General features: G+C 72.9%; 19 protein-coding genes. 8 read left to right on the forward strand and 11 right to left on the reverse strand.

Translation table 11 applies throughout. The features are described 5' to 3' along the window. A partial coding sequence (locus HN013_RS30705; RefSeq protein WP_249375631.1) for a PHP domain-containing protein occupies window positions 1-492 on the reverse strand: 492 nt, incomplete at its 3' end. A 177-nt stretch (window positions 493-669) separates the two neighbouring features. On the opposite strand from HN013_RS30705, the gene HN013_RS30710 reads away from it, so the two are divergent. Next, window positions 670-1,722, forward strand: a complete 1,053-nt coding sequence (locus tag HN013_RS30710; RefSeq protein ID WP_249375632.1) for a DUF3533 domain-containing protein — start codon at window positions 670-672, stop codon at window positions 1,720-1,722. A 461-nt stretch (window positions 1,723-2,183) separates the two neighbouring features. Continuing rightward, window positions 2,184-2,630, forward strand: a complete 447-nt coding sequence (locus tag HN013_RS30715; protein ID WP_171172060.1) for a subtilase-type protease inhibitor — start codon at window positions 2,184-2,186, stop codon at window positions 2,628-2,630. Window positions 2,631-2,756: 126 nt separating this feature from the next. Here HN013_RS30715 and HN013_RS30720 read toward each other — a convergent pair whose 3' ends face one another. The 5 genes from HN013_RS30720 to HN013_RS30740 form a co-directional block, all read right to left on the reverse strand. Continuing rightward, entirely contained in the window at window positions 2,757-3,695 is a 939-nt protein-coding gene (locus HN013_RS30720) for a S1 family peptidase (protein WP_249375634.1), read from the reverse strand. Between the two features lie 226 nt (window positions 3,696-3,921). Continuing rightward, the gene (locus HN013_RS30725; protein WP_171172064.1) at window positions 3,922-4,857 is read right to left on the reverse strand and encodes a slipin family protein; all 936 of its coding nucleotides are present in this window, start codon (window positions 4,855-4,857) and stop codon (window positions 3,922-3,924) included. 117 nt (window positions 4,858-4,974) lie between these two features. Then, window positions 4,975-5,901, reverse strand: coding sequence for a trypsin-like serine protease (locus HN013_RS30730; RefSeq protein ID WP_171172065.1), 927 nt, complete (start codon window positions 5,899-5,901; stop codon window positions 4,975-4,977). Between the two features lie 208 nt (window positions 5,902-6,109). Beyond that, a complete protein-coding gene (locus tag HN013_RS30735; RefSeq protein ID WP_171172067.1) occupies window positions 6,110-6,904 on the reverse strand; it encodes a DUF1684 domain-containing protein in 795 nt (264 codons plus the stop codon). 179 nt (window positions 6,905-7,083) lie between these two features. Then, window positions 7,084-8,319, reverse strand: a complete 1,236-nt coding sequence (locus tag HN013_RS30740; protein WP_171172069.1) for a DUF5685 family protein — start codon at window positions 8,317-8,319, stop codon at window positions 7,084-7,086. A gap of 233 nt (window positions 8,320-8,552) precedes the next feature. On the opposite strand from HN013_RS30740, the gene HN013_RS30745 reads away from it, so the two are divergent. Continuing rightward, window positions 8,553-8,990 carry a cell division protein SepF gene (locus HN013_RS30745; protein WP_171172070.1) on the forward strand — a complete coding sequence of 146 codons (438 nt, stop codon included), beginning with the start codon at window positions 8,553-8,555 and terminating at the stop codon, window positions 8,988-8,990. Between the two features lie 125 nt (window positions 8,991-9,115). Here the strand turns inward: HN013_RS30745 and HN013_RS30750 are convergent, their stop codons facing one another. Next, entirely contained in the window at window positions 9,116-10,312 is a 1,197-nt protein-coding gene (locus tag HN013_RS30750) for an acyl-CoA dehydrogenase family protein (RefSeq protein WP_171172072.1), read from the reverse strand. Window positions 10,313-10,427: 115 nt separating this feature from the next. Beyond that, the gene (locus HN013_RS30755) at window positions 10,428-12,005 is read right to left on the reverse strand and encodes an MFS transporter (protein WP_171172074.1); all 1,578 of its coding nucleotides are present in this window, start codon (window positions 12,003-12,005) and stop codon (window positions 10,428-10,430) included. A 158-nt stretch (window positions 12,006-12,163) separates the two neighbouring features. Here HN013_RS30755 and HN013_RS30760 point away from each other — a divergent pair, with 158 nt between their 5' ends. Both HN013_RS30760 and HN013_RS30765 read left to right on the forward strand, forming a co-directional pair. Then, window positions 12,164-13,372, forward strand: a complete 1,209-nt coding sequence (locus HN013_RS30760; protein ID WP_171172076.1) for a mannosyltransferase family protein — start codon at window positions 12,164-12,166, stop codon at window positions 13,370-13,372. A gap of 328 nt (window positions 13,373-13,700) precedes the next feature. Continuing rightward, window positions 13,701-14,705, forward strand: a complete 1,005-nt coding sequence (locus HN013_RS30765; RefSeq protein WP_171172079.1) for a phosphatase PAP2 family protein — start codon at window positions 13,701-13,703, stop codon at window positions 14,703-14,705. A 71-nt stretch (window positions 14,706-14,776) separates the two neighbouring features. On the opposite strand, the gene HN013_RS30770 is transcribed toward HN013_RS30765, so the two are convergent. Then, a complete protein-coding gene (locus HN013_RS30770; RefSeq protein WP_171172080.1) occupies window positions 14,777-14,992 on the reverse strand; it encodes an I78 family peptidase inhibitor in 216 nt (71 codons plus the stop codon). Between the two features lie 440 nt (window positions 14,993-15,432). Between HN013_RS30770 and ctaD the strand changes: the two genes are divergently transcribed. Next, window positions 15,433-17,106 carry a cytochrome c oxidase subunit I gene (gene ctaD, locus HN013_RS30775; protein WP_171172082.1) on the forward strand — a complete coding sequence of 558 codons (1,674 nt, stop codon included), beginning with the start codon at window positions 15,433-15,435 and terminating at the stop codon, window positions 17,104-17,106. A 36-nt stretch (window positions 17,107-17,142) separates the two neighbouring features. Here ctaD and HN013_RS30780 read toward each other — a convergent pair whose 3' ends face one another. Both HN013_RS30780 and HN013_RS30785 read right to left on the reverse strand, forming a co-directional pair. Further along, window positions 17,143-18,063 (reverse strand): hypothetical protein, encoded by a 921-nt coding sequence (locus tag HN013_RS30780; RefSeq protein ID WP_171172084.1) that lies wholly within the window; start codon window positions 18,061-18,063, stop codon window positions 17,143-17,145. After that, window positions 18,060-19,310 (reverse strand): glycosyltransferase family 4 protein, encoded by a 1,251-nt coding sequence (locus tag HN013_RS30785; protein WP_171172086.1) that lies wholly within the window; start codon window positions 19,308-19,310, stop codon window positions 18,060-18,062. The genes HN013_RS30780 and HN013_RS30785 overlap by 4 nt, the downstream gene beginning before the upstream one ends. A gap of 270 nt (window positions 19,311-19,580) precedes the next feature. On the opposite strand from HN013_RS30785, the gene HN013_RS30790 reads away from it, so the two are divergent. Beyond that, entirely contained in the window at window positions 19,581-20,372 is a 792-nt protein-coding gene (locus tag HN013_RS30790) for a hypothetical protein (protein WP_171172088.1), read from the forward strand. Window positions 20,373-20,539: 167 nt separating this feature from the next. Continuing rightward, window positions 20,540-20,881, forward strand: a complete 342-nt coding sequence (locus HN013_RS30795) for a hypothetical protein (RefSeq protein ID WP_171172090.1) — start codon at window positions 20,540-20,542, stop codon at window positions 20,879-20,881. Window positions 20,882-20,892 lie beyond the last annotated feature (11 nt).

The following is a 20,892-nucleotide window of genomic DNA, read 5'->3' on the forward strand; positions in this document are numbered from 1 at the left end:
CCGTCCGTGCGGGCCCGCGTGCCCGGCGTGGGCGGCGGTGACCAGGCCGCACAGCGCGGCCCAGCCGAGCGCGCCGTCGCGGGCGAGGAAGACCGCGCGGGGCGCGGACTCGTCGACGAACGCCCCGCCGCGTACGGGGGTGCGGCGGCGGACGGTCTCCCCCGGCGCGGGCTCCGGGCCCCGTACGGCCAGGTCGACGCCGAACAGCGGGCGCACCCCGGCGGCGGCGGTCGCGCGGGCGAACCGGACGGCGCCGGCGAGGGTGTCGCGGTCGGTGAGGGCGAGCGCGTCCATGCCGCGCTCGGCGGCCCGTTCGGCCAGCCGTTCGGGGTGCGAGGCGCCGTACCGCGCCGAGAAGCCCGAGGCGGTGTGCAGGTGCGTGAAGGCCGGGGCGGCAGCGGACCGCCGGCGCGCCGGGGCTCCCGGGCGCGCGGGACGTCCCGGCGACGGCGCCGGGTCCGGGTCCGGCGGGAACGCCGAACGAGCAGTCATCGCACCTCCTGCCGTTCCGCCCGTCATGTCCCCCTGGCCGATTTCCGCCCTTCCTCCTCCACCATAGACCACTCATCGAACATTCGTACGAACACGCGAACGGCACCGCACTCCGCGGCTCCCCCGATCGGCCCGCCCCACCTGCGCCGCCCCTCCGCACCCCGCAGGCTCAGGGGCATGAGCTCATTCGTCCGGGAGATGCGCGACGCGGTGACCGGCCGCGCCGCCCTCCTGGTGACCGGCGTCCTGGTGCTCCAGCTGGCCTTCATCGCCTCCTACGTGGGGGCCTTCCACCACCCGGAGCCGCGGGACATCCGGCTGGGCGTGGTCGCGCCCCGGCAGGCGGCCGGTTCCCTGGTGGACCGGCTGGACCGGCTGCCGGGCGGTCCCCTGGACCCGCGCGTCACGGCCGACCGGGCGACGGCCGAGCGCGAGCTGCGCGAGCGCGACCTGGACGCGGCCCTGGTGGTCGACCCGCGCGGCACGACCGACACCCTGCTCGTCGCGAGCGGCGCGGGCGCCTCGCTCGCCCAGACCACCGAAGCGGTCGTCACCCGGGCCGAGGCCACCGAGAAGCGGTCGGTGCGGACCGTCGACGTCGCCCCGGCGGCGGCCGGCGACTCCCGCGGCCTGACCTCGTTCTACCTGGTGGTGGGCTGGTGCGTGGGCGGGTACCTGTGCGCCGCGATCCTCGCCATCAGCGCCGGCGCCCGCCCCGCCAACCGCCATCGCGCCGCCCTCCGGCTGGCCGCCCTCGCCGTCTACTCGGCCGCCGCGGGGCTGCTCGGCGCGGTCATCGCGGGCCCCGTCCTGGACGCGCTGCCAGCCGGCGTCGCCCCGCTGTGGGGGCTGGGGACGCTGGTGGTCTTCGCCGTGGGGGCGCTCACCCTGGCCCTCCAGAGCCTGGCGGGCGTCATCGGCATCGGACTGGCCATCGCGATCGTCGTCGTCCTCGGCAACCCGAGCGCGGGCGGCGCCTACCCCTATCCCCTGCTGCCGCCCTTCTGGCGGGCGATCGGCCCGGCGCTCCCGCCCGGCGCCGGCACCTGGTCGGCCCGCTCCCTCGCCTACTTCGGGGGCAACGCCCTGACCTGCCCCCTTCTGGTGCTCTCCGCCTGGGCGGTGGCCGGGGCGGCGGTCACCTGGGTGGGTGCGATCTTCCATGAACGGAAGGCGACCACCAAGAGACAGAACAAGGTCGACAGAGAACGGAAAACGACGTTCGAGTGACCTGAACCGGCATACCAGACGGTCGGGATGGCAGCTCTTCGGTCATTGCTGGGCCACCCCCGGGCCGTCCGGAATCCTCCCACCGCCCCCGCCGGCCCTGTTTTCGGCCGGACCCTCCCCGGAGCCAAACCTTCCGCCCTGAACTCCCGAATCATCGCCACGAGTGGGCATCAATCCACCGTTTCCAAGGGCTATTTAATGTTTGATCAACGATGGCAAGGAATCACCGCAGGTCAATACTCCTGAAACATTAAATCGCCCATTCCCCTCCAGACCGGACGCCCTGCGGCACCCCGATCGCATACGGAGCCCCTCCCACCCCTCCGTGAACAGCGAGAACACGCCACTACACACCGCTTTCAACCAGCGACTGAAAGCGATCGATCCATGTGCGTTCATGCTCAGGAGTGGGACAGACTGCGGCTCGTTCTCAAAAACCCACGAACAAGGGAGTGTTCGCAATGCGGTACATCACTGGGGGGATCGCCCTCGGATCAGCGTTGATCCTGGGCAGCCTGGTGGGGGCCGGGGCCACCGCAAGCGCTTCGCCCGCGCCCGCACCCGCCGCCCAGCAGAGCCTGTACGCGCCCTCGGCACTGGTACTCACCGTGGGCCAGGGCGACAAGGCGGCTTCCGCAGGAGTTCAGCGCGCCGTGACCCTCAACTGCATGCCCAAGGCAAGCGGTACCCACCCCGACGCCCGCGGCGCCTGCGACCAACTGCGGTCCGTGAACGGCAACTTCGCGGACATCACCAAGGTGAAGTCCGGCACGGCCTGCACCAAGGAGTGGAACCCCTTCGTCGTGACGGCGGAGGGCGTCTGGGAGGGCCAGCGCGTCAAGTACGAGCACACCTTCGCCAACCCGTGCGAGATGAAGGCGAGCAAGGGCACCGTCTTCGAGTTCTGATCCCCGCTGGGCCGTGAGCCCGCAGGGATCCGCGCACACAGCGGCCCCCGGACACCGTGGAGGTGTGTCCGGGGGCCGCGTCCATGGCCCGGACGGGGCAGCAATGACCGCCCGCCGTCCGGGAGTTCAGCCGATGCCCGCGCCCAGCGCCCGCAGCGCCCGGGGCACCGGCTGGTAGTAGGTCTTCCCGCCCGAGGCACAGTCGCCGCTCCCGCCCGAGGTGATCCCCAGCGCGGTGCCACCGTCGAAGAGCGGGCCACCACTGTCGCCGGGCTCGGCGCAGACGTCCGTCTCGATCAGCCCGGTCACCCGGCCCTCCGCGTAGTTGACCGTGGCGTCCAGCCCCGTGACCCGGCCGGCGTGCACCCCGGTCGTGGAACCGCCGCGCTGCACGGCCTCGCCGAGGTACGCGTCCCCGGCGCGGGTGATGGCCCGGGTCCCGCCGCCGCGCAGGGCCACCTCGCTCCGGCGGGCGGCTCCGTCGGTGTACCGGGCCAGGGCGTAGTCGTGGCCGGGGAAGACCGAGGTCTCGGTGACCGCGGCCCGCGGCCCGCCCCCGGTCCCCGACCACTCGGCGACGGCCTTGCCGCAGTGTCCCGCGGTGAGGAAGGCCGGACGGCCGTCCTTGACCACGTTGAACCCCAGGGTGCAGCGGACGGAACCGCCCCGGATCCCGTCGCCCCCCGCGAGGAACCGGGTGAGCCGGGTGGTGGATCTCCGCACCGTCACCGCGTCGCCGAGCCGGGCGGCGACCTCGTTCAGTCTGGCGAGCCGGGCACCCGTGACCGTGGGATCGGCGGTGACCACGACCCGCCGGGTTCCGGGGTCGGTCACCCAGGCGGTCCCCGGGATCGCGACGCGCCGGTCGAGCGCCCGCCGCGCCCCGGCCAGCCGCGCCGACGCGTCGGCGCCGCGGGACGAGCCCGCCGTCGCCCTGCCGCCCTCCGCCGCCGGAGACGCCGGAGACGCCTGGGCCCGCGGCACCAGCACCACCACCGCGAGCACGACGGCCAGCGCCACGGCACCGGCCGGCGCACCGCGCACGGTCAACCGGAAGGTCTTCAACTCAGCACCTCCAGGTGGGGGGTTGGCCCCGGCGGCGGGCGGCCTTCCGGGTCCGGAGGACGAACAGCGGCACGGGCGCGTCTCCTGTGGGAGTCGCGTCCATGCCAAGTCGTGAGTCGAGTGTCCCCATCCGGGGAGGGAGTGCACAAGGGCGACTTCCGGTCGCGTGCATGGTCATGCGTGCGCCCCCGTCACGCTCCGGGTGCCCGCGCGGGAGGCGGCGGCCTCACCCCCGTCCGGCTCCGCCCTCCTCCTCCCAGTCCTCAACCGCCAGTTCCTCAACCGCCTGTTCGTCAGGCGGCAGTTCAGCAGGCGATGCCGCTTCGACGGCCCGCTCGACGGGCGGCGCCTCCACGGCCCGTTCACCGGGCGATGCTCCCGCCCCCGTATCCGTCCCCGCCCCGGCACCGGCCCGTTCCAGGAACCGCAGGAGCTCCACCGGGAACGGCAGCACCAGCGTGGAGTTCTTCTCCGCCGCCACCGCCACGATCGTCTGGAGCAGCCGCAGTTGAAGGGCGGACGGCTGCTCGGACATCGTCGCTGCGGCCTCCGCCAGCTTCTTGGACGCCAGCAGCTCCGCGTCCGCGTTGATCACCCGGGCCCGGCGTTCCCGCTCGGCCTCCGCCTGCCGCGACATCGAGCGCTTCATCGTCTCGGGCAGCGACACGTCCTTGATCTCGACACGGTCGATCTGCACGCCCCAGCCGATGGCGGGGCTGTCGAGCATCAGCTCCAGGCCCTGGTTGAGCTTCTCCCGGTTGGACAGCAGATCGTCCAGGTCGCTCTTGCCGATGATGGAGCGCAGCGAGGTCTGGGCCATCTGCGAGACCGCGAAACGGTAGTCCTCGACCTGGATGACGGCCTCGGCCGCGTTGACGACCTTGAAGTAGACGACCGCGTCGACCCGTACGGTGACGTTGTCGCGGGTGATGCCCTCCTGGGCGGGGACGGGCATGGTGACGATCTGCATATTCACCTTGCGGAGCCGGTCCACGCCCGGAATGATCATGGTGAAGCCCGGTGGCCGCACCTCACTGCGCAGCCGGCCCAGCCGCAGCACCACACCGCGCTCGTACTGCTTGACCACCCGGGCCGCCGCCATCACGTACACCGCGCCGGCGGAGGCCGCGGCCACCGCCGCCACCACGAGATCTTCGAGCATCACGGCCCCCTGTGTCCCAGGACAGGTGATATGTCCACGGTATGCCTCCATGGACACCGGGTCGAGCCCCCGGTCACCGGGGACCGGGGAGCCCGCTCCTGAGCCGTACCTCCGGGATCAGAAGATGCTGACGCCGTAGGCGTTGAGCGCCGCGACGACGGGCTGGAAGAAGGTCGTCCCGCCCGAGCGGCAGTTGCCGCTGCCGCCGGAGGTCAGGCCGAGGGCGGTGGTGCCGGAGAAGAGGGCGCCCCCACTGTCGCCGGGCTCCGCGCAGACGTCGGTCTTGATCAGGCCGCGGACGACCTGTCCGTTGCCGTAGTTGACCGTGGCGTTCAGGCCGGTCACCTTGCCGCCGTGCAGGCCGGTCGTCGAGCCGCTGCGCCGGACGCTCTGCCCGACCTTGGGCGTGGCCGCGGAGGTGATGCGCTGGGAGCCGCCGTTGTAGAGGTTGACGGCGCTCGGGTGGGGCAGCGAGCCATTGGCGTACTGCACGATGCCGTAGTCGGACCCGGGGAAGTTGGTGCCGGTGGTGGGGCCGATGGACTTGGTGTGGCCGGAGTCGGCGTAGTACGCGGGTTTGCCCTGGGTGCAGTGGCCTGCGGTGACGAAGTAGTACGTGTTGCCCTTGCGGACATTGAACCCGGCCGAGCAGCGCCAGGTGGGCGCGTAGACCGCGTCACCGCCGGAGATCAGTGGCCGGAAAGTGCCGGGAGTGCGTTCGACGCGTATCGCGTCGGTGTCGGGACCGGCCGCCCGTCTGATCCTGGCGATGCCCTCGTCGGAGACGGTCGAGTCGGCGGTGACCACCAGCTCGCGCGACCGCTCGTCGACGACCCAGGCGGTTCCCGGGACATCGGCGTCCCGAACCGCGCCGCCCATCGCGGACAGCCGGGCGACGGACGGTGCCGCCGTGACGTCGGCGGCGGCGTGGGCGTGGGCGTGGGTGGCGGTGAGCGCAGAGGCGGCGAGCAGCCCCGAGACGAGGGCGACGACACGGCCGCGTTTGAGCGGGACGGTGTGGGGGGTGGTGCGCTTGATCCTCACGCTGGGTCCTCTCGGAGGGAGCGGGGGCCACAAGGGGCACGGCGCGTTCCGCTTTCGCCGTGCCCCTGACAAGCACTGGTTCGGGAGTATTCGGGCAGGGCGGGTACGGGCGCAAGGTCCTAACCGGCCCGTCCGGGGCCGTCGGGGCCCTCGCACGGCGAGCAGCACACCGCCGGAAGCCCGGAGCGCCTCAGAGGACAAGCCCCTCTCACCGCGTCAGTACGGCCCGCTCCCCCGCCTCGACCGCCACCGGCAGCACGTTCCCCGGCGGCGGGAACGGGCAGATGAAGTGGTCCGCGAAGGCGCAGGGCGGCAGCACCACGCGGTTGAGGTCCACCTCCACCCGTCCCGTGTCGTCCGGCGCCGGCGTCCGCAGGAACCGGAACCGGTAGGCGGACACCCCGCTCGTCGCGTCGGCGAACACCGCCCACAGCGACCCGTCCGCCTCGGCCGCCACCCGCAGCACCCGCACCTCGCCCGCCAGCTCGAAGGACAGCTCCCCCGACAGACTCAGCCCCCGCTCCCGCCCGTCCGCGTTCTCGACGGTGACCGAGCGCCCCGCCTCGTACGGGCGGAACCGCCCGGGGCGCACCCACCGCCCGTCGTGGTCGAAGGCGTCGATCCCGGCGAACGCCCGGCGGACGGCCGACCCGGGGTCGAAGACGCGGACGGCCCAGAGCCCTTCGCGCCGCAGGACCACCAGCCGCCGGCCGTCGTGCGCGGTCCTGGCCGTCGCCGGCGTCCCGTCCGCGGTCAGCCGGGCCTCGCCGGCGAAGGGCTCGCCGTCGAGGAGCAGCCCGTCGTCCGGCCCCGCGGCGAGCAGCACGCCGTCGCCGGACGGCGCCTCGGTCCACCGCCCGGGTACGCCGGGGAGCCGGCCGCCGGGGTGGTCGGCGAGCCAGTGGGTGGCGGTGAGGGAGAGCGGCCCGTAGGGGGCCGAGGCGGTCTCGTGGCGGTGGGCGCGCCACTCGGTCCACTGCCGGTGCGCATCAGGGGTGCTCATGGAGGTGAACCCTTCCATACGGGCGATCCGCCCAGGCCGGGGAAGGAGGCACAGGTGGAGGCCGTGAGAAAGACCCCCGGTTTCCCGGAACCCCGAGCCGCACCGACAGCGCCAAGCACCCCCTCAACCCCGGCAGTTACTCACTCCCCCTCCAGTCCCAGCGCCCACCCGCCCCTCACTCAGCAGTCACATCCGCAGCCATCACACCCACAACCATCCCCGCAGCAGCCACAGTTGTTGCAGCAGTCGCAGCAATCACAGCAGTCGCTACAGTCATCGCAATCGCACTTGTGGCACCACCCCTCACGGGGCTCCCCGCTCCACGGGTCGTGGTACGGATCCCGGCAGCACACCTGGCCGGTGCAGAACAGCCCGGTCCACACCGCGCACCCGGCCAGCAGTCCGCGCCGCCGCCCTCTGCGCGGGGGCTCCGGTGGCGCGGGCGGCGGCATGACGGGCGGCGGGCCGAACGCGCCCTGCCGCCCGTGGTCATGGCGGGTCCCGGACTCCTCGCGCGTCCCGTGCCCGTGGTGGGCACAGCCCTCCGTGGCGAACGCCCGGTCGATCGCGCGCGGCAGTTCGTGGACGAGCAGCAGGTGGGCGAGGCGCCCCTGCGCCTTGCTCGCGAACGTGACGTCGTCGAGCGCCAGCCGCACGCCGTGCGCCGCGTCGTCGCACAGCCGCCGGACGTCCGCGAGGTCCGCGCCCGTGGCGGCGATCGGGTTCCACGCCCCTGCCTCGGCGTCGGCCTCCAGGTCCTCGACCGCGTCCAGCAGGTGGGCGAGCCGTCCGAAGAGCCGGCCCGCCTCCTCCAGCGGCGCCCGGTTCTCCGGCCGTCCGGCCAGGACGGCGGTGTGCCCGAAGGCCGTGGCGGTGGCCGTCTCGGTCGGTTCGGTGAGCGCGGTCAGCGGGGTGCCGGGGCCGGCCAGGGCCTCCAGACCGGTCTGCCGCTCAACCGCGTCGACCAGCAGCGCGGTGTCGAAGCCCAGGTCGGAGCCGGTACGGGCACCGGCACGGTCCCAGGAGGCGGCGACCCGGCGGGCCGCTGCCGCCATCGGGCGCCGCGCCAGCACGCCGTCGCCGTCGTCGGCGTGGTCGCGCAGCTTCGCCGAGGCCAGGACGAGGGAGACGGACGCGGCGAGCCGCGCGCCCTCACCGGTGGCGACCGACGCCTTGCGCATCCCGCGCAACGGGCACGGTCCCGCCGTCCGGCGCCACCCCTCCGTGTCCGCGGAACGCGGGCTCTGCGCCTCGACCAGAACGGATATCACCAATCCGTCATAGTTCGTCGCTATTCGGGCAAACTGCCCGTGATCTCCCCTCAAAGCCAGGCAGAGGCCGCAGAGATGGGCCATCCACTCCGTGCGCATGGCCTCCGACAAGCGGTGCCGACATGGCCTGATGATTCCGAACAAGAACGCCCCCGTGTGGTGCCGACCAACTGGCGCATCCTAGCCATAGGCTCGGTCCCGGCCGGTCACGGCCGACGCGGGGGGCTCGCTTCGGGGTTTCTGACGCACCGCCACCTGCTTTGCACCAGATGCGTCACGAAATCCACGCTTGGCCCCTATCCACTTGGCACACCATCCGCATCATGGACGACCATAGAGGGGCGGGCGGAACACACCGCGTGTGAGAGGAGGCGTCCATGGGTTCGGTGCGTAAGGCGAGTGCCTGGCTTGGCCTCGTCGACGACAGCGATGACGAGCGCTACTACGACGACGAGTACGCCGAGGGGCCCGAGCCGGGTGACTCCTGGGTGACCAACCCGAGAGTGCGCGTCGCCGACGAGGCGGCCCAGGAACAGGGCACCCGTATCGCCACGGTGACCCCCGACGGGTTCCGGGACGCCCGGGGAATCGGTGAACTGTTCCGTGAGGGCGTCCCGGTGATCGTCAACCTCACCGCCATGGAACCGAGCGACGCCAAGCGGGTCGTGGACTTCGCGGCCGGCCTGACCTTCGGTCTGCGCGGCTCGATCGAGCGGGTCGCCAACCGGGTCTTCCTGCTGACCCCCGCCGACTACAAGGTGGTCAACGGGGAGCCGGTGGGACGGGCGAACGGGGGCTTCTTCAACCAGAGCTGACCCCGGTCCTCCTCACGCGTCGGACGAGCGGAACGTCCGGCCCGGCCGGCGCCTGAGGACGGACCCGGGGCACGCCCCCCGGGCCGGGGCGGGCCCTCTCGACGACAAGCGACGACAGGCAGGCCCTACCGGAACGCGTCGATCCCCGTCAGCGCCTTCCCCAGCACCAACTGGTGCATCTCCACCGTCCCCTCGTAGGTGAGCACCGACTCCAGGTTCGTGGCGTGGCGCATCACCGGGTACTCCAGCGAGATCCCGTTGGCCCCCAGGATCGTCCGGGCGGTGCGGCAGATCTCGATCGCCTCCCGCACATTGTTGAGCTTCCCGAAACTCACCTGCTCCGGCCGCAGCCGTCCCGCGTCCATCCGCAGCCCCAGGTGGTGGGCGAGCAGGATCCCCTTGTGCAGCTCCACGGCCATGTCGGCCAGCTTGGCCTGGGTGAGCTGGAAGCCGCCGATGGGCCTGCCGAACTGCTCCCGGGTCCGCGCGTAGTCCAGCGCCGCCTCGAAGCTCGCGCGGGCCGCGCCCATCGCGCCCCAGACGATGCCGTAGCGGGCGTGGCTCAGACAGCTGAGCGGCCCGCGCAGCCCAATGGCCTCCGGCAGGACGGCGTCGGCGGGCAGCCGCACCTCGTCGAGGACGAGCTCGCTGGTGACCGAGGCGCGCAGCGACCACTTGTGCTTGATCTCGGGGGCGGAGAAGCCCGGCAGACCGGTGGGGACGACGAAGCCGCGGATGCCCTCGTCGGTCCGCGCCCAGACGACGGCGACGCCGGCCACCGAGCCGTTGGTGATCCACATCTTGCGGCCGGTGAGCACCCAGTCGCCGCCGGCCCCGCGCTTGGCGTACGTCCGCATCCCGGCGGGGTCGGAGCCGTGGTCGGGCTCGGTCAGCGCGAAGCAGCCGATGGTCTCGCCCGAGGCCATCGACGGCAGCCAGCGCTGCTTCTGCTCCTCGGAGCCGAAGCGGTGGATGGCGTACATGGCGAGGGATCCCTGCACGGAGACCAGGGACCGCACGCCGGAGTCGGCCGCCTCCAGCTCCAGGCAGGCCAGCCCGTACTGCACGGCGCTCGCCCCGGCGCAGCCGTAGCCGGTGAGCGACATCCCGAGCGCGCCCAGGGCCCCCAGCTCACGGGCGAGCTCCCGGATGTTGGGCAGCTCGCCGCGCTCGTACCAGTCGGCGATGTGCGGCAGGACGCGGTCGGCGGCCCACTGCCGCATGGTGGCGCGGACGGCGCGGTCCTCGTCGGTCAGCAGGTCGTCGATACCGAGCGGGTCACGTGGGTCGAACGTGACGGGCGTGTTGGGCGTAACGGGCATGGCCCCCTCCACCTGGTGCGGTCATCCGGCTCGGCCCCGACGCTACGGGTCGGTAACCGCTCCGTCCAGAGCGGGGGATCTTGCCGTACGCCCCTGGCCCGTCCCGGCGGGCCCGCTACTCGCTCCCGGCGGTCCGCGGCAGCCGCAGCGCCGCCACCGCCCCCGCCAGCAGGATCACCGCGCTGACCACGAGCGTCGTGTGCAGCCCGTGCACGAACGCGTCCCGCGCCGCCGTCCGCAGCGCGGCGCCCGGCGCGCCGCCGAGCCGGGCGGCCACCTCGTACGCCTCGCCGAGCGAATGGCTCGCCGCGGCACCCGCCGCGCCGGGCACTCCGGAGGCGCCGGTCACCGCGGGCGCGTAGGCCGCGTTCATGACGCTGCCGAGCAGCGCGATGCCGATGCCCGCGCCGAGCTGGTACGACGTCTCGCCGATCGCCGCCGCCCCGCCGGCCGCCGCCTCGGGGGCCTCGCCGAGCATCGACTCGTACGCCCCGAACAGCGTGGTCTCCAGGCCGAGGCCGAGGACGACGAAGCAGCCGACGAGGAAGGCGGGGCGGTCCTCGCGGCCCATCGCGGTGAGGGCCAGGACCGCGGCGGCCGTCAGCAGGAAGCCGGTGGCGACCATGGCCCGCGGCCCGAAGCGGTGCAGGACGCGGGAGCCGGCGAGGCCCGCGGCCATCGCGGCGAGGGTCAGCGGCAGCAGCCGCATCCCCGTCTCCAGCGGGGTGAGGCCGAGGACGAGCTGGAGGTACTGGGCGGCGACCAGCTCCAGGCCGACCAGCGCCAGCATGGCCAGCACGATGCAGCCGACGGACACCCCGAACGCGGGGCGGGCGAACAGCGCCAGGTCGACCAGAGGGTGCTCGCGCCGCCGCTGGCGGCGGACGAAGAGGATCAGCAGGGCCGCGCCGAGGGCGGCGGGCACCAGCGTGAGCAGGGACAGCGGCTCGGCGCCGCCGATCCGCTTCACCCCGAGGACCACGCCGAACAGCCCGAACGCCGCCATCAACGCGCCGAGCACATCCCACGGCCCGTTCCCGTCGCCCGTCGACTCGGGCAGCAGCCAGCGGCCGACCGGGAGGCTCACGGCCATCAGCGGCAGATTGATGAGGAAGACCGATCCCCACCAGAAGTGTTCGAGCAGGAACCCGCCGAGCAGCGGCCCGGCGGCCGCGCCGACGGCGGCGACCGCGCTCCAGACGCCGATGGCCAGCGCCCGCTCCCGGCGGTCGGGGAAGACCTGCCGGAGGATGGACAGGGTCGCCGGCATGATCATCGCTCCGCCGACGCCGAGCAGCGCGCGGGCGGCGATCAGCACCTCCGGCTGTCCCGCGCACGCGGCGAGCGCCGAGGCGAGGCCGAACAGCCCGTACCCGAGCAGCAGCACCCGCCGCCGGCCGACCCGGTCACCGAGCGTGCCGAAGAGGATGAGCAGGGAGGCGCAGACGAGCGGGTAGACGTCGACGATCCAGAGCAGCTGGATCGGGCCGGGGCGGAGGTCCTCGGAGACGGCCGGGACGGCCACGTGCAGCACGGTGCCGTCCACGGCGACCAGGAGCAGGCTGGTGCAGAGGACGACGAGCACGGCCCAGCGGTTGGCGCCGGCCGCGGGTCCTCGCCCGCCGCCGGTGCGCTGCCGCTGCCGGGGAACACCGGCGGCCCACCGGGGGCGGGCCGTCGCCGTTCCTGACATTTCACCCACCTCCGTATCGGGTCCCGGCCGTGGTCGCGGATCCGTGGGGGGACGGTGGGCCGCGGTGCCGGGGGACGAGTGAGACGACAGCGTACGCGAGTCCCGGCAGGTCACAGGTGGCAACTCCGCCCCGGCCGCGTTCACGGTCACCGGCGCGGATGCTGGACAATCGGCCGGTGACCGAACTCGCCTCCCCCTCCGGCATACGCACCGACGGCACGGCCCGCCCCGGCCGCGCCGTCCCGGGCGCGCTGCGCCGTGCCGCGCCCGCGCTGCTGGCGTACGCGGCGGTACGGGCCCTGGGGGCCGTGGTCCTGGTCCTGTGGGGGACGGCGACGGGCAAGGGCGCGCACCACCTGCTGTCGGGGCGCTGGGACTCGGTCTGGTACTCCCGGATAGCGGAGGACGGCTACGGCTACACGCTGGAGCTGGCCGGCGGGAAGGTCCACTCCGACCTGGCGTTCTTCCCGCTGCTCCCCTGGCTGGAGCGGGTGCTGTCCGGTGTTCTGCCGCTGTCGGCGGCGGACGCGGGCCTGCTGGTCAGCGCGGTCGCCTCGCTCTGCGCGGCCGGGGGGATCTTCGCCGTGGGCGAGCGGCTGCACGGCCGCCGGGCGGGCGTCGCGCTGGTGGTGCTGTGGGCGGCCCTGCCGGTGGGCGTCGTGCAGTCCATGGCCTACTCGGAGTCGCTGTTCACGGCGCTGGCCGCCTGGGGGGTGTACGCGGTCCTGACCGGCCGCTGGGTCTGGGCGGGGACCTTCGCCGCGCTGGCCGGGCTGACCCGGCCGGTGGGCGCCGCGGTCGTCGCCGCCGTGTGGGTGACGGCGGCCGTGGCCCTGCTGCGGGCGCGCCGGCGGCCGGGCCCCCGGCCGGACGGCGTGGGGCGGATGCTGCTCGGGGTGCTGCTGGCCCCGCTGGGCTGGCTCGCGTACGTCGTCTGGGTCGGGGTGCGGACCGGGAGCCCGACCGGCTACCTGGACGTACAGGGCGGCTGGGGCAACGGCTTCGACGGCGGTGTGGCGTTCGGCACCTTCGTCGCGGAGCGGTTCACGGGCGCGGCCTGGCCGGTCGGGCTGGGACTGCTGATGGGCGTGGCGCTGGTGATCCTGCTGTATGTGACCGGGATACGGCAGGGGCAGCCGCTTCCGCTGCTCGTCTACTCGGGGACGGTGCTGCTGCTCGCCCTGACCGCGAAGGGCTACTTCGGCTCGAAGCCGCGGCTGATGCTGCCGGCCTTCCCCCTGCTGCTGCCGCTCGCGACGGCCCTCGCCCGGCAGCGCACGGCCCGCGCGGGGGCGACGGCCGGTGCGGTGGCGCTGGCCGCGGCCTGTTACGGAGCGTTCTGGCTGAACGGCTCCGGCCCGCCGTGATCACTTCCCATGATCATTTCTTTCGCGGCCGCGATCTTTCCGAACGGCCGCGCGGCGGTCCTGCCGGGGCGCGCGGGAAAGCACGGAAGAACTCCCCCGCTGCCCGCCGATAAACATCCGCACACACATCATGAAAGGATGTTCCGCGCACTCGACTGCCGCCCGGCAAGCTTTCCTTTAAGTGTTTCTTATTTCTCGGGACGCCGTTCCGGATCCGCCGTATCAAACGTGCCGAAAGTCGTGTTTGAGACGCATTCCACATCACATCGTCATCACAAAGCGGCGCGATCGGCCGGACCCTCCCATCACGCAATGTAACGTCCATTGAGTGCGTACCAACGACGAGCTCGTCCCAGCGGAGGAGCGCCCGACCGAGACCCCGCGCCCACGGATGACCCGGACCCGCCTGGGGATCTTCGTGGCGACCTCCGTGGTGTACGCGGCGATCGTGGTCGGTGTGCTGACCACGTCCTGGCCGGTGCGTTTCGACTGGCAGGTCATGCTCTTCCGGCCGTACAAGCAGTGGCCCGAGATCCATACGTTCCTCGACTACTTCGTGGTCCTGGGCCAGCGCGGGCCGACGGCCGTCGCCGTGGCGGCCTGGCTGGGCTGGTGCGCGTACCGCCGCCGGACGCTGCGGCCACTGCTGGTGCTGGGCACGTCGCTGCTGCTGCTCAACGCCACCGTCGGCGCCGCGAAGATAGGGATGGGGCGCCTCGGGCCGCACTACGCCACCGTGATCGGCTCGAACGAGATGTTCGCCGGAGGCGACATATTCCCCTCGGGCCACACCGCCAACGCGGTCGTCACCTGGGGCGTGCTCGCCTACCTGGCCACCACGCCGCGGGCCCGCAGGATCGCCTCCGTGAGCGCCGCCGTGCTGGCGCTCGGCGTCGGCATGACGACGGTCTACCTCGGTACGCACTGGATGAGCGACGTGACCCTCGGCTGGACCGCCGGCCTGCTGGTCCTGCTGGCCCTGCCCTGGTTCGAGCCGCTGATGGCCCGTGCCGAGTCCTGGCTGCTGGCCGCCTGGGCCCGGCTGCGCTCCCACGCCGCCCTGGTCCCGGCCGGTGCCACGGCGCCGGTGGGCCTGTGGGCACCCCGCCCGCCGGCCGACGACGCACCCCCGGCCCTCGAGCCGGTGGGCAGCGGAAGCCGGGCCGGACGGTCGGCGGAGAGCCGCCCGCGGGCGGCGGCCCGGCCGCACACCGCCCGCTCGGAGCGGACCCCGGTCACCCCGGCCGGCAGCCGCAGACCGCCGCACTCCGACCGGACGCCGCGCACCGCGCCGCTGGGTCCGGCCGCGGGCCGCGGCCGCGCCGTCGGCTGAACCACCCGTACCACGCACAGAAGGGCCGCCCCGGAGCTCCGGGGCGGCCCTTCGCACGTCACACGGCCCGCTCAGCCCTTCCAGCAGCGCCGTACGGTCCCGTCCGCCACCTCGAAGTTGAGCCGCCCCACCACATACTCCAGCGTGATCACCGCACCGGGCGGCAGCGCACGGACGGTCGACCAGCCCCGCGACCGCGCGCGGGCCTCCGCCCGTCCGGCGTCGAGGCCGACGTACGCCTCGGGGTCGTCGTCGGGGTCCTGGGGCAGGTTCGGCAGCGGCACCATGCCGCCACCGTACGCCCGCGCGGCCGCCGCCGGACCCCGGCCCCCGCCCACGGGTCACGCTTGTGTCACAGAAATCGGGAGCCGCGTTTACCGTAACGCGCGTCACTCGGCCGGGTCCTATTCCGGCCGCCCGTTCACCTCCCGGAGGCGGCGCGGAGAACCGGTGAGGAATTCACGCGTCCTCCGGGAGCCGCCTCCGCCCCTCCGGAACTCCCGCAGGGATTACCGGCGGTAAAAGAATTCCCCGGACCTTGCGGCCGCACAGCCCGGAATCGGCCGCTCGTTTCCTCCTATGCTCCGGAATATTTAATTCCGGATGATCGCGGACGCCCGGCGAGGCACCCTCGCGCGATCACCGCACGGCGAGCATCATGGCGGGTGCCCCGGGGTGGCCCCCGGGTGCGGGACGGGCCGTACGGGCCGAGAGCGAGGGGGCACGGATGGAGACCGACACCGCGCGGGAGACCGTCCCGGAACGGGAGCGGGGACCCGGAGCGGTCGTGGTGGACTGGCTGACCACCACCGATCACAAGAAGATCGGCAGTCTCTACCTGATCACCTCGTTCGGCTTCTTCCTGGCGGCCGGGCTGCTGGCCCTGGTGATGCGCGCCGAGCTGGCCCGCCCGGGGCTCCAGATCCTGAGCAACGAGCAGTACAACCAGGCGTTCACCGCCCACGGCACCATCATGCTGCTGCTCTTCGCGACACCGGCCTTCGCGGGCTTCGCCAACGCGATCATGCCGCTCCAGATCGGCTCGCCGGACGTGGCGTTCCCCCGGCTCAACATGCTCGCCTACTGGCTGTACCTCTTCGGCGGGCTGATGGTCGTGAGCGGCCTGCTGACGCCCGGGGGCGGCGCCTCCTTCGGCTGGACCGCCTACGCCCCGCTGAACAGCGGCTCCTACTCCCCCGGCGTGGGCCCCGACCTGTGGATCATGGGGCTCGCCCTCTCGGGCTTCGGCACCATCCTCGGCGCGGTCAACTTCCTGACGACGATCATCTGTATGCGCGCCCCCGGGATGACCATGTTCCGGATGCCGGTCTTCACCTGGAACGTGCTGTTCACCTCGATCCTGGTCCTGCTGGCCTTCCCGGTGCTGGCCGCCGCGCTGCTCTGCCTGGAGGCCGACCGGCGGTACGGCGCGGTGGTCTTCGAGGCACCGTTCGGCGGGACGCTGCTGTGGCAGCACCTGTTCTGGTTCTTCGGCCACCCCGAGGTCTACATCATCGCCCTGCCGTTCTTCGGCATCATCACGGAGATCATCCCGGTCTTCTCCCGGAAGCCGATCTTCGGCTACACCATGCTGATCGGCGCGACCATGGCCATCACGGCCCTGTCGGTGGTCGTCTGGGCGCACCACATGTTCGCGACCGGCGCGGTGCTGCTGCCCTTCTTCTCGCTGCTGTCGTTCCTGATCGCGGTGCCGACCGGGGTGAAGTTCTTCAACTGGATCGGCACCATGTGGCAGGGGTCGCTGTCCTTCGAGTCACCGATGCTGTGGGCCGTCGGCTTCCTGGTGAGCTTCCTGTTCGGCGGGCTCACCGGCGTCATCCTCGCCTCGCCGCCGCTGGACTTCCATGTGACGGACAGTTACTTCGTGGTCGCCCACTTCCACTACGTGGTCTTCGGGACCGTGGTGTTCGCCATGTTCGCCGGCTTCTACTTCTGGTGGCCCAAGTTCACCGGCAAGATGCTCGACGAACGGCTGGCGAAGATCCACTTCTGGACGCTGTTCGCCGGCTTCCACGGCACCTTCCTCGTCCAGCACTGGCTCGGCGCCGAGGGCATGCCGCGCCGCTACTCCGACTACCTCTCGGTCGACGGCTTCACCGCGCTCAACACCGTCTCCACCATCGGGTCGTTCCTGCTGGGCCTGTCGACACTGCCGTTCCTCCACAACATCTGGAAGACGGCGCGGTACGGGCGGCGGGTCGAGGTGGAGGACCCCTGGGGCTTCGGCCGCTCCCTGGAGTGGGCCACCTCCTGCCCGCCGCCCCGCCACAACTTCGTGACCATGCCCCGGATCCGCTCCGAGTCGCCGGCCTTCGACCTCCACCACCCGGAGACGGCGAGCCGGACACCGGCGCAGGTCGGCATCGATCCGGCGGGGTAGTCCCGCGTGCGGGGCGGAGGGGCCGGGCGGGGTCCCCTACTTCACCGGTGGCCGCTCGTCGACACGGATCGCGAGATCGTTGTCGGCGGTGTAGTACGGCGCGACCTGGGCAGGCGCGTAGGGGGCGTCGACCGGCTGCGCGGGATAGACGAAGATCGGCTTCTTGTCCGCGACATCGTCCAGCAGCCGGGCCACCCGGGCCTCCCCGGAGCCGTCGGTGCGGCGCAGCCACAGGTCCCAGGCGTCCGGCCCGCCCTCCCAGTCCTCGCAGAGCTCCTGATGGGCGAGGGTGAAGACGAAGCCCGCGCCCGTCGCCTCGACCGGCGCCGTGCGCACCAGCCCGGGGTCCCGGCGGCAGCGCGCCTCGACGACGGCGCCGGCCAGCCACTCGGCGGGGTCCTCGACGCGGTGCAGGGTGCCGTGGACCGTGATGCCCTTGGCGTCGAGCCCGAGGTCGCCCGCCTCGGCGTGCGGGGCGCGCTGCCAGCTGCGCAGCGAGAGGTTGCCGTGCTTCGTGGTGTAGGGGATGCGCACGGCCAGCGGCGAGGTGCTGGGGCCGGGCCGGCGGTCGACCAGCGAGCGCAGATCGGCGAGGCCGGGCAGCAGCCGCTGGAGGTCCGCCTCGCCGACGTCCATGTGCACGTCCCAGCGGCCCTCGGGCAGCGGGACGGTGCTCGGCAGCACGGCGCGCAGCCGGCCGTCGCCGTTGGGGGTGAGCGGCAGGCGGACCTCATCGTCGGCGTTCTCGACGGCGTTGCCGCCCCGGCGGAGCAGCACCAGCGCCGCCGACCAGTGGCCGGAGGCGTCGGCCCCCTCGGGGGCGTCGAGGTCGAAGGTGAGTCCGCCCGCGGAATCCGCGATGCAGTCGGCGCGCGGCGCGGCAGACACGATGGTGAACTCCTCGGGTACGGGCGAGCCCGCGTTCGCGGGTCCGGCGGGGGTCGGGGAAGGCGTCATGCGGCACGCACCCTGCGCAGGGCGGGGCGGACGGCGTCCTTGGTCCGCAGGGCGCCGCTGAGCAGGGCGCCGCGGGTGCGGTGCAGGGAGTCGCGCAGGGCGCCGCGGCCGGTGAGGCCGGCGAAGAGGTTCTCGTAACGGCCGGCGATCTCGGCGGGGTCGAAGCGGGCCGAGTTCTCCAGGGCGGCCCGGCCCATCCGGCGGCGCAGTTCGTCGTCCTCGATGAGCTTCAGCAGCCCGGCGGCGATCGCGTCGGTCTTGCCGACCGGCACCAGCAGGCCGTCGACACCGTTGTCGATGATCTCGGCGGGGCCGTGCGGGCAGTCCGTGGCGACCACGGGCAGGCCGCAGCGCATCGCCTCGACGATCGTCATCCCGAAGGACTCCAGGCTGGAGGTGACGGCCCCGATGGAGCCCTTCACCCACTCCGGGTCCAGGGGGTTGGCGGGACCCATGAGGAAGACGTGGTTGTAGAGGCCGAGCTTGTCGATGAGGGCCCGCAGCTTGGCCTTCTCGGCACCGCCCCCGTAGATCCGCAGCCGCCAGTCCGGGCGCTCGGCGACGACCTTGCCGAAGGCGCGGATCAGCACGTCGTACCGCTTGGCGGGGGCGAGCCGGCCGGCGGCGACGACCCACTTGCCGGTGGAGTCGGCGGGGGTGACCACCGGGGCGGGGATGCTGTTGGGGACGGCCTCGACGCGCACCCCGGGCAGCCGCATCAGCTTGCGGTAGGTCGCGGCGTCCGCCTCGGTGACGGTGGTGACGGCGTCGAGCCGCGGGTAGTGGGTGCGCAGGGTCAGCTTGAGCGGGGAGGAGTGCGTGCTCAGCGTCAGGTGCTCCTGGCCGACGCGGGCGATGCCGCGGCGGGCCTGCTGGGCGATGTGCACATTGAGGCCCGGGCGGGTGCCCACGACCACGTCGCAGTCCAGGCCGCGGAGGTGGTCGGCGATGCGCCGGTCGGTGAGGGCGCTGTACTGCTTGTAACGGCCCTCGGTGGCGGGGAAGACGGTCGCCGGGCGCTCGTACTCCGGGTCGTCGCCCTCGTACCCGGGGCTGCCCTTGCGCAGATCCACGAGGTGGCGCAGCCGCACCTTGCCGGAGGGCGCGAAGACGGGCTCGTCCCGGTGACGGAACACCGAGACGATCTCCACGTCGTGCTGCTCGGCGAGCGTCCCCGCCAGGTTGTACGTGGTGCGGATCGTGCCGCCGATGCCGTAGGCATTGTGAATCAGGAATGAGATGTGCATTCGTCCCCGCAGCCGGTGTGCGCGCCTGGTGGCCCGCCTCCTGAAGATTAGACCGTACTGACGATCAGGAGGTTGACCCCGATCATCAACTCGTGCGCGGAACAGTGAGCATTCCATGACGCGACCGCCCGTTTCCGGCCACGGTTCCCGATGCCGTGAAGCGCCGCGGCACAGGGCGTGACCCCGGCCGCGCGTCGTCCGTTGTCTTCGTGACGAGCCGGGAACCGCCCGGCGCGCGCGCAACCGCACCGGAAGTTCGAGGAGCCCCCCGTGCCTCGCATGCTCGACGTCAGCGACGAAGTACGCGCCGAGATCGGCGACGAAGAAGCGGACCGACTGCTCGGGGGCGACAACGCCCCGGGCACGTACGACTGCACCTCCTGCCGCACCCCCGGCAACAGTGAGCGGGAGCGCACCAGCACGGTGCTCTTCGTCGGCGACGAGACGGCCGTCCTGGCCTTCGCGCACGCCTCCTGCATCCCCTCGCAGGTGGTGCCGGTCTCCGAGGAGCAGCTGCAGGGGGCGGTGCGGTCCATCACGGGCGGCGACGCCGGGCAGCAGGGGCAGCAGCCCTCGGGCGACGTACCGCTCCAGGCCGAGCTGGGGGTCACCAGCGGTCTGCTCCTGATCAACGGCGACGTGCAGCCCGCGCTCGTCGTCGAACCGCTCGTCCCCATCGCCCGCCCGGGCACCACCGGGCCCGTGGATGTCTTCCTGGAGCTGCTCAACGAGCAGGGTTTCGCCCCGGTGACCGCCATCGACCAGCTGCCCGACACCAGCCCCGGCTGGTCGGTGCTGCTGGTGACGGGCAAGCTGCACGCCGTCCTCCAGCCGAACGTCGCGGGGGGTCCGCCGGTCGCCTGGTGGCAGGCGCACCAGGCGATGCAGGTCGCGGAGGAGTGGCGGTCGGCCGTCAACAAGACGGGACGGGTGCTGGTCTACGCGGCCCCGGTCGGCACGATCGGCCAGCAGCCGCGCGAGGACCTGCTCCGCGAGGCGCTGGACCGCGCCGCGGCGTCCGGCCGGCTGGTGGGCGCGGCCATGCCTCTCGCAGGCACATGATCGACGGCGTGCGCCCCACTGTGCACCCGGCGCACCCCTTTTCACCCCGGGTCCCGCGGAACCCGTCGCCGTCCGGCCCGCATCCGAAGCGGCGCGGGGTCGTTGGCAGGGATGTGTACTCTTACGAACCCGCTTCCCGGACCTCGTACCAGAACTACATCCCCGGCATGCGGCCACCCCGCGACGCCGACCGGAGCCGCACCGACTCGGTGACCCCGATCTACGACGCCCTCTGCTCCGAGTACCGCCGGGCCTTCCGGACGCTCCCGGGTGACCGGGCGGGCGAGGAGGAGCTGGGCTTCAAGGGCTTCGGCCCCCAGCAGCAGGGGTACGGCAACGGCCCGGGGCAGGGCTACTACGGCCAGCTCACCGGCCACTCCCCCTACCCCGGCCAGTCCGGCTGGTCGGGAGCCTGGGACGGCTACCCCGCGCAGGGGCGCCCGCAGCGCGGCGGCCAGCTGCCGGCGCTGCCGCCGGGCACGCGGGACGGGCGCCCGCGCGGGTACTAGAGCGGCGGGTC

The organism is Streptomyces sp. I05A-00742 (assembly GCF_013055795.1).
Classification (GTDB): domain Bacteria; phylum Actinomycetota; class Actinomycetes; order Streptomycetales; family Streptomycetaceae; genus Streptomyces.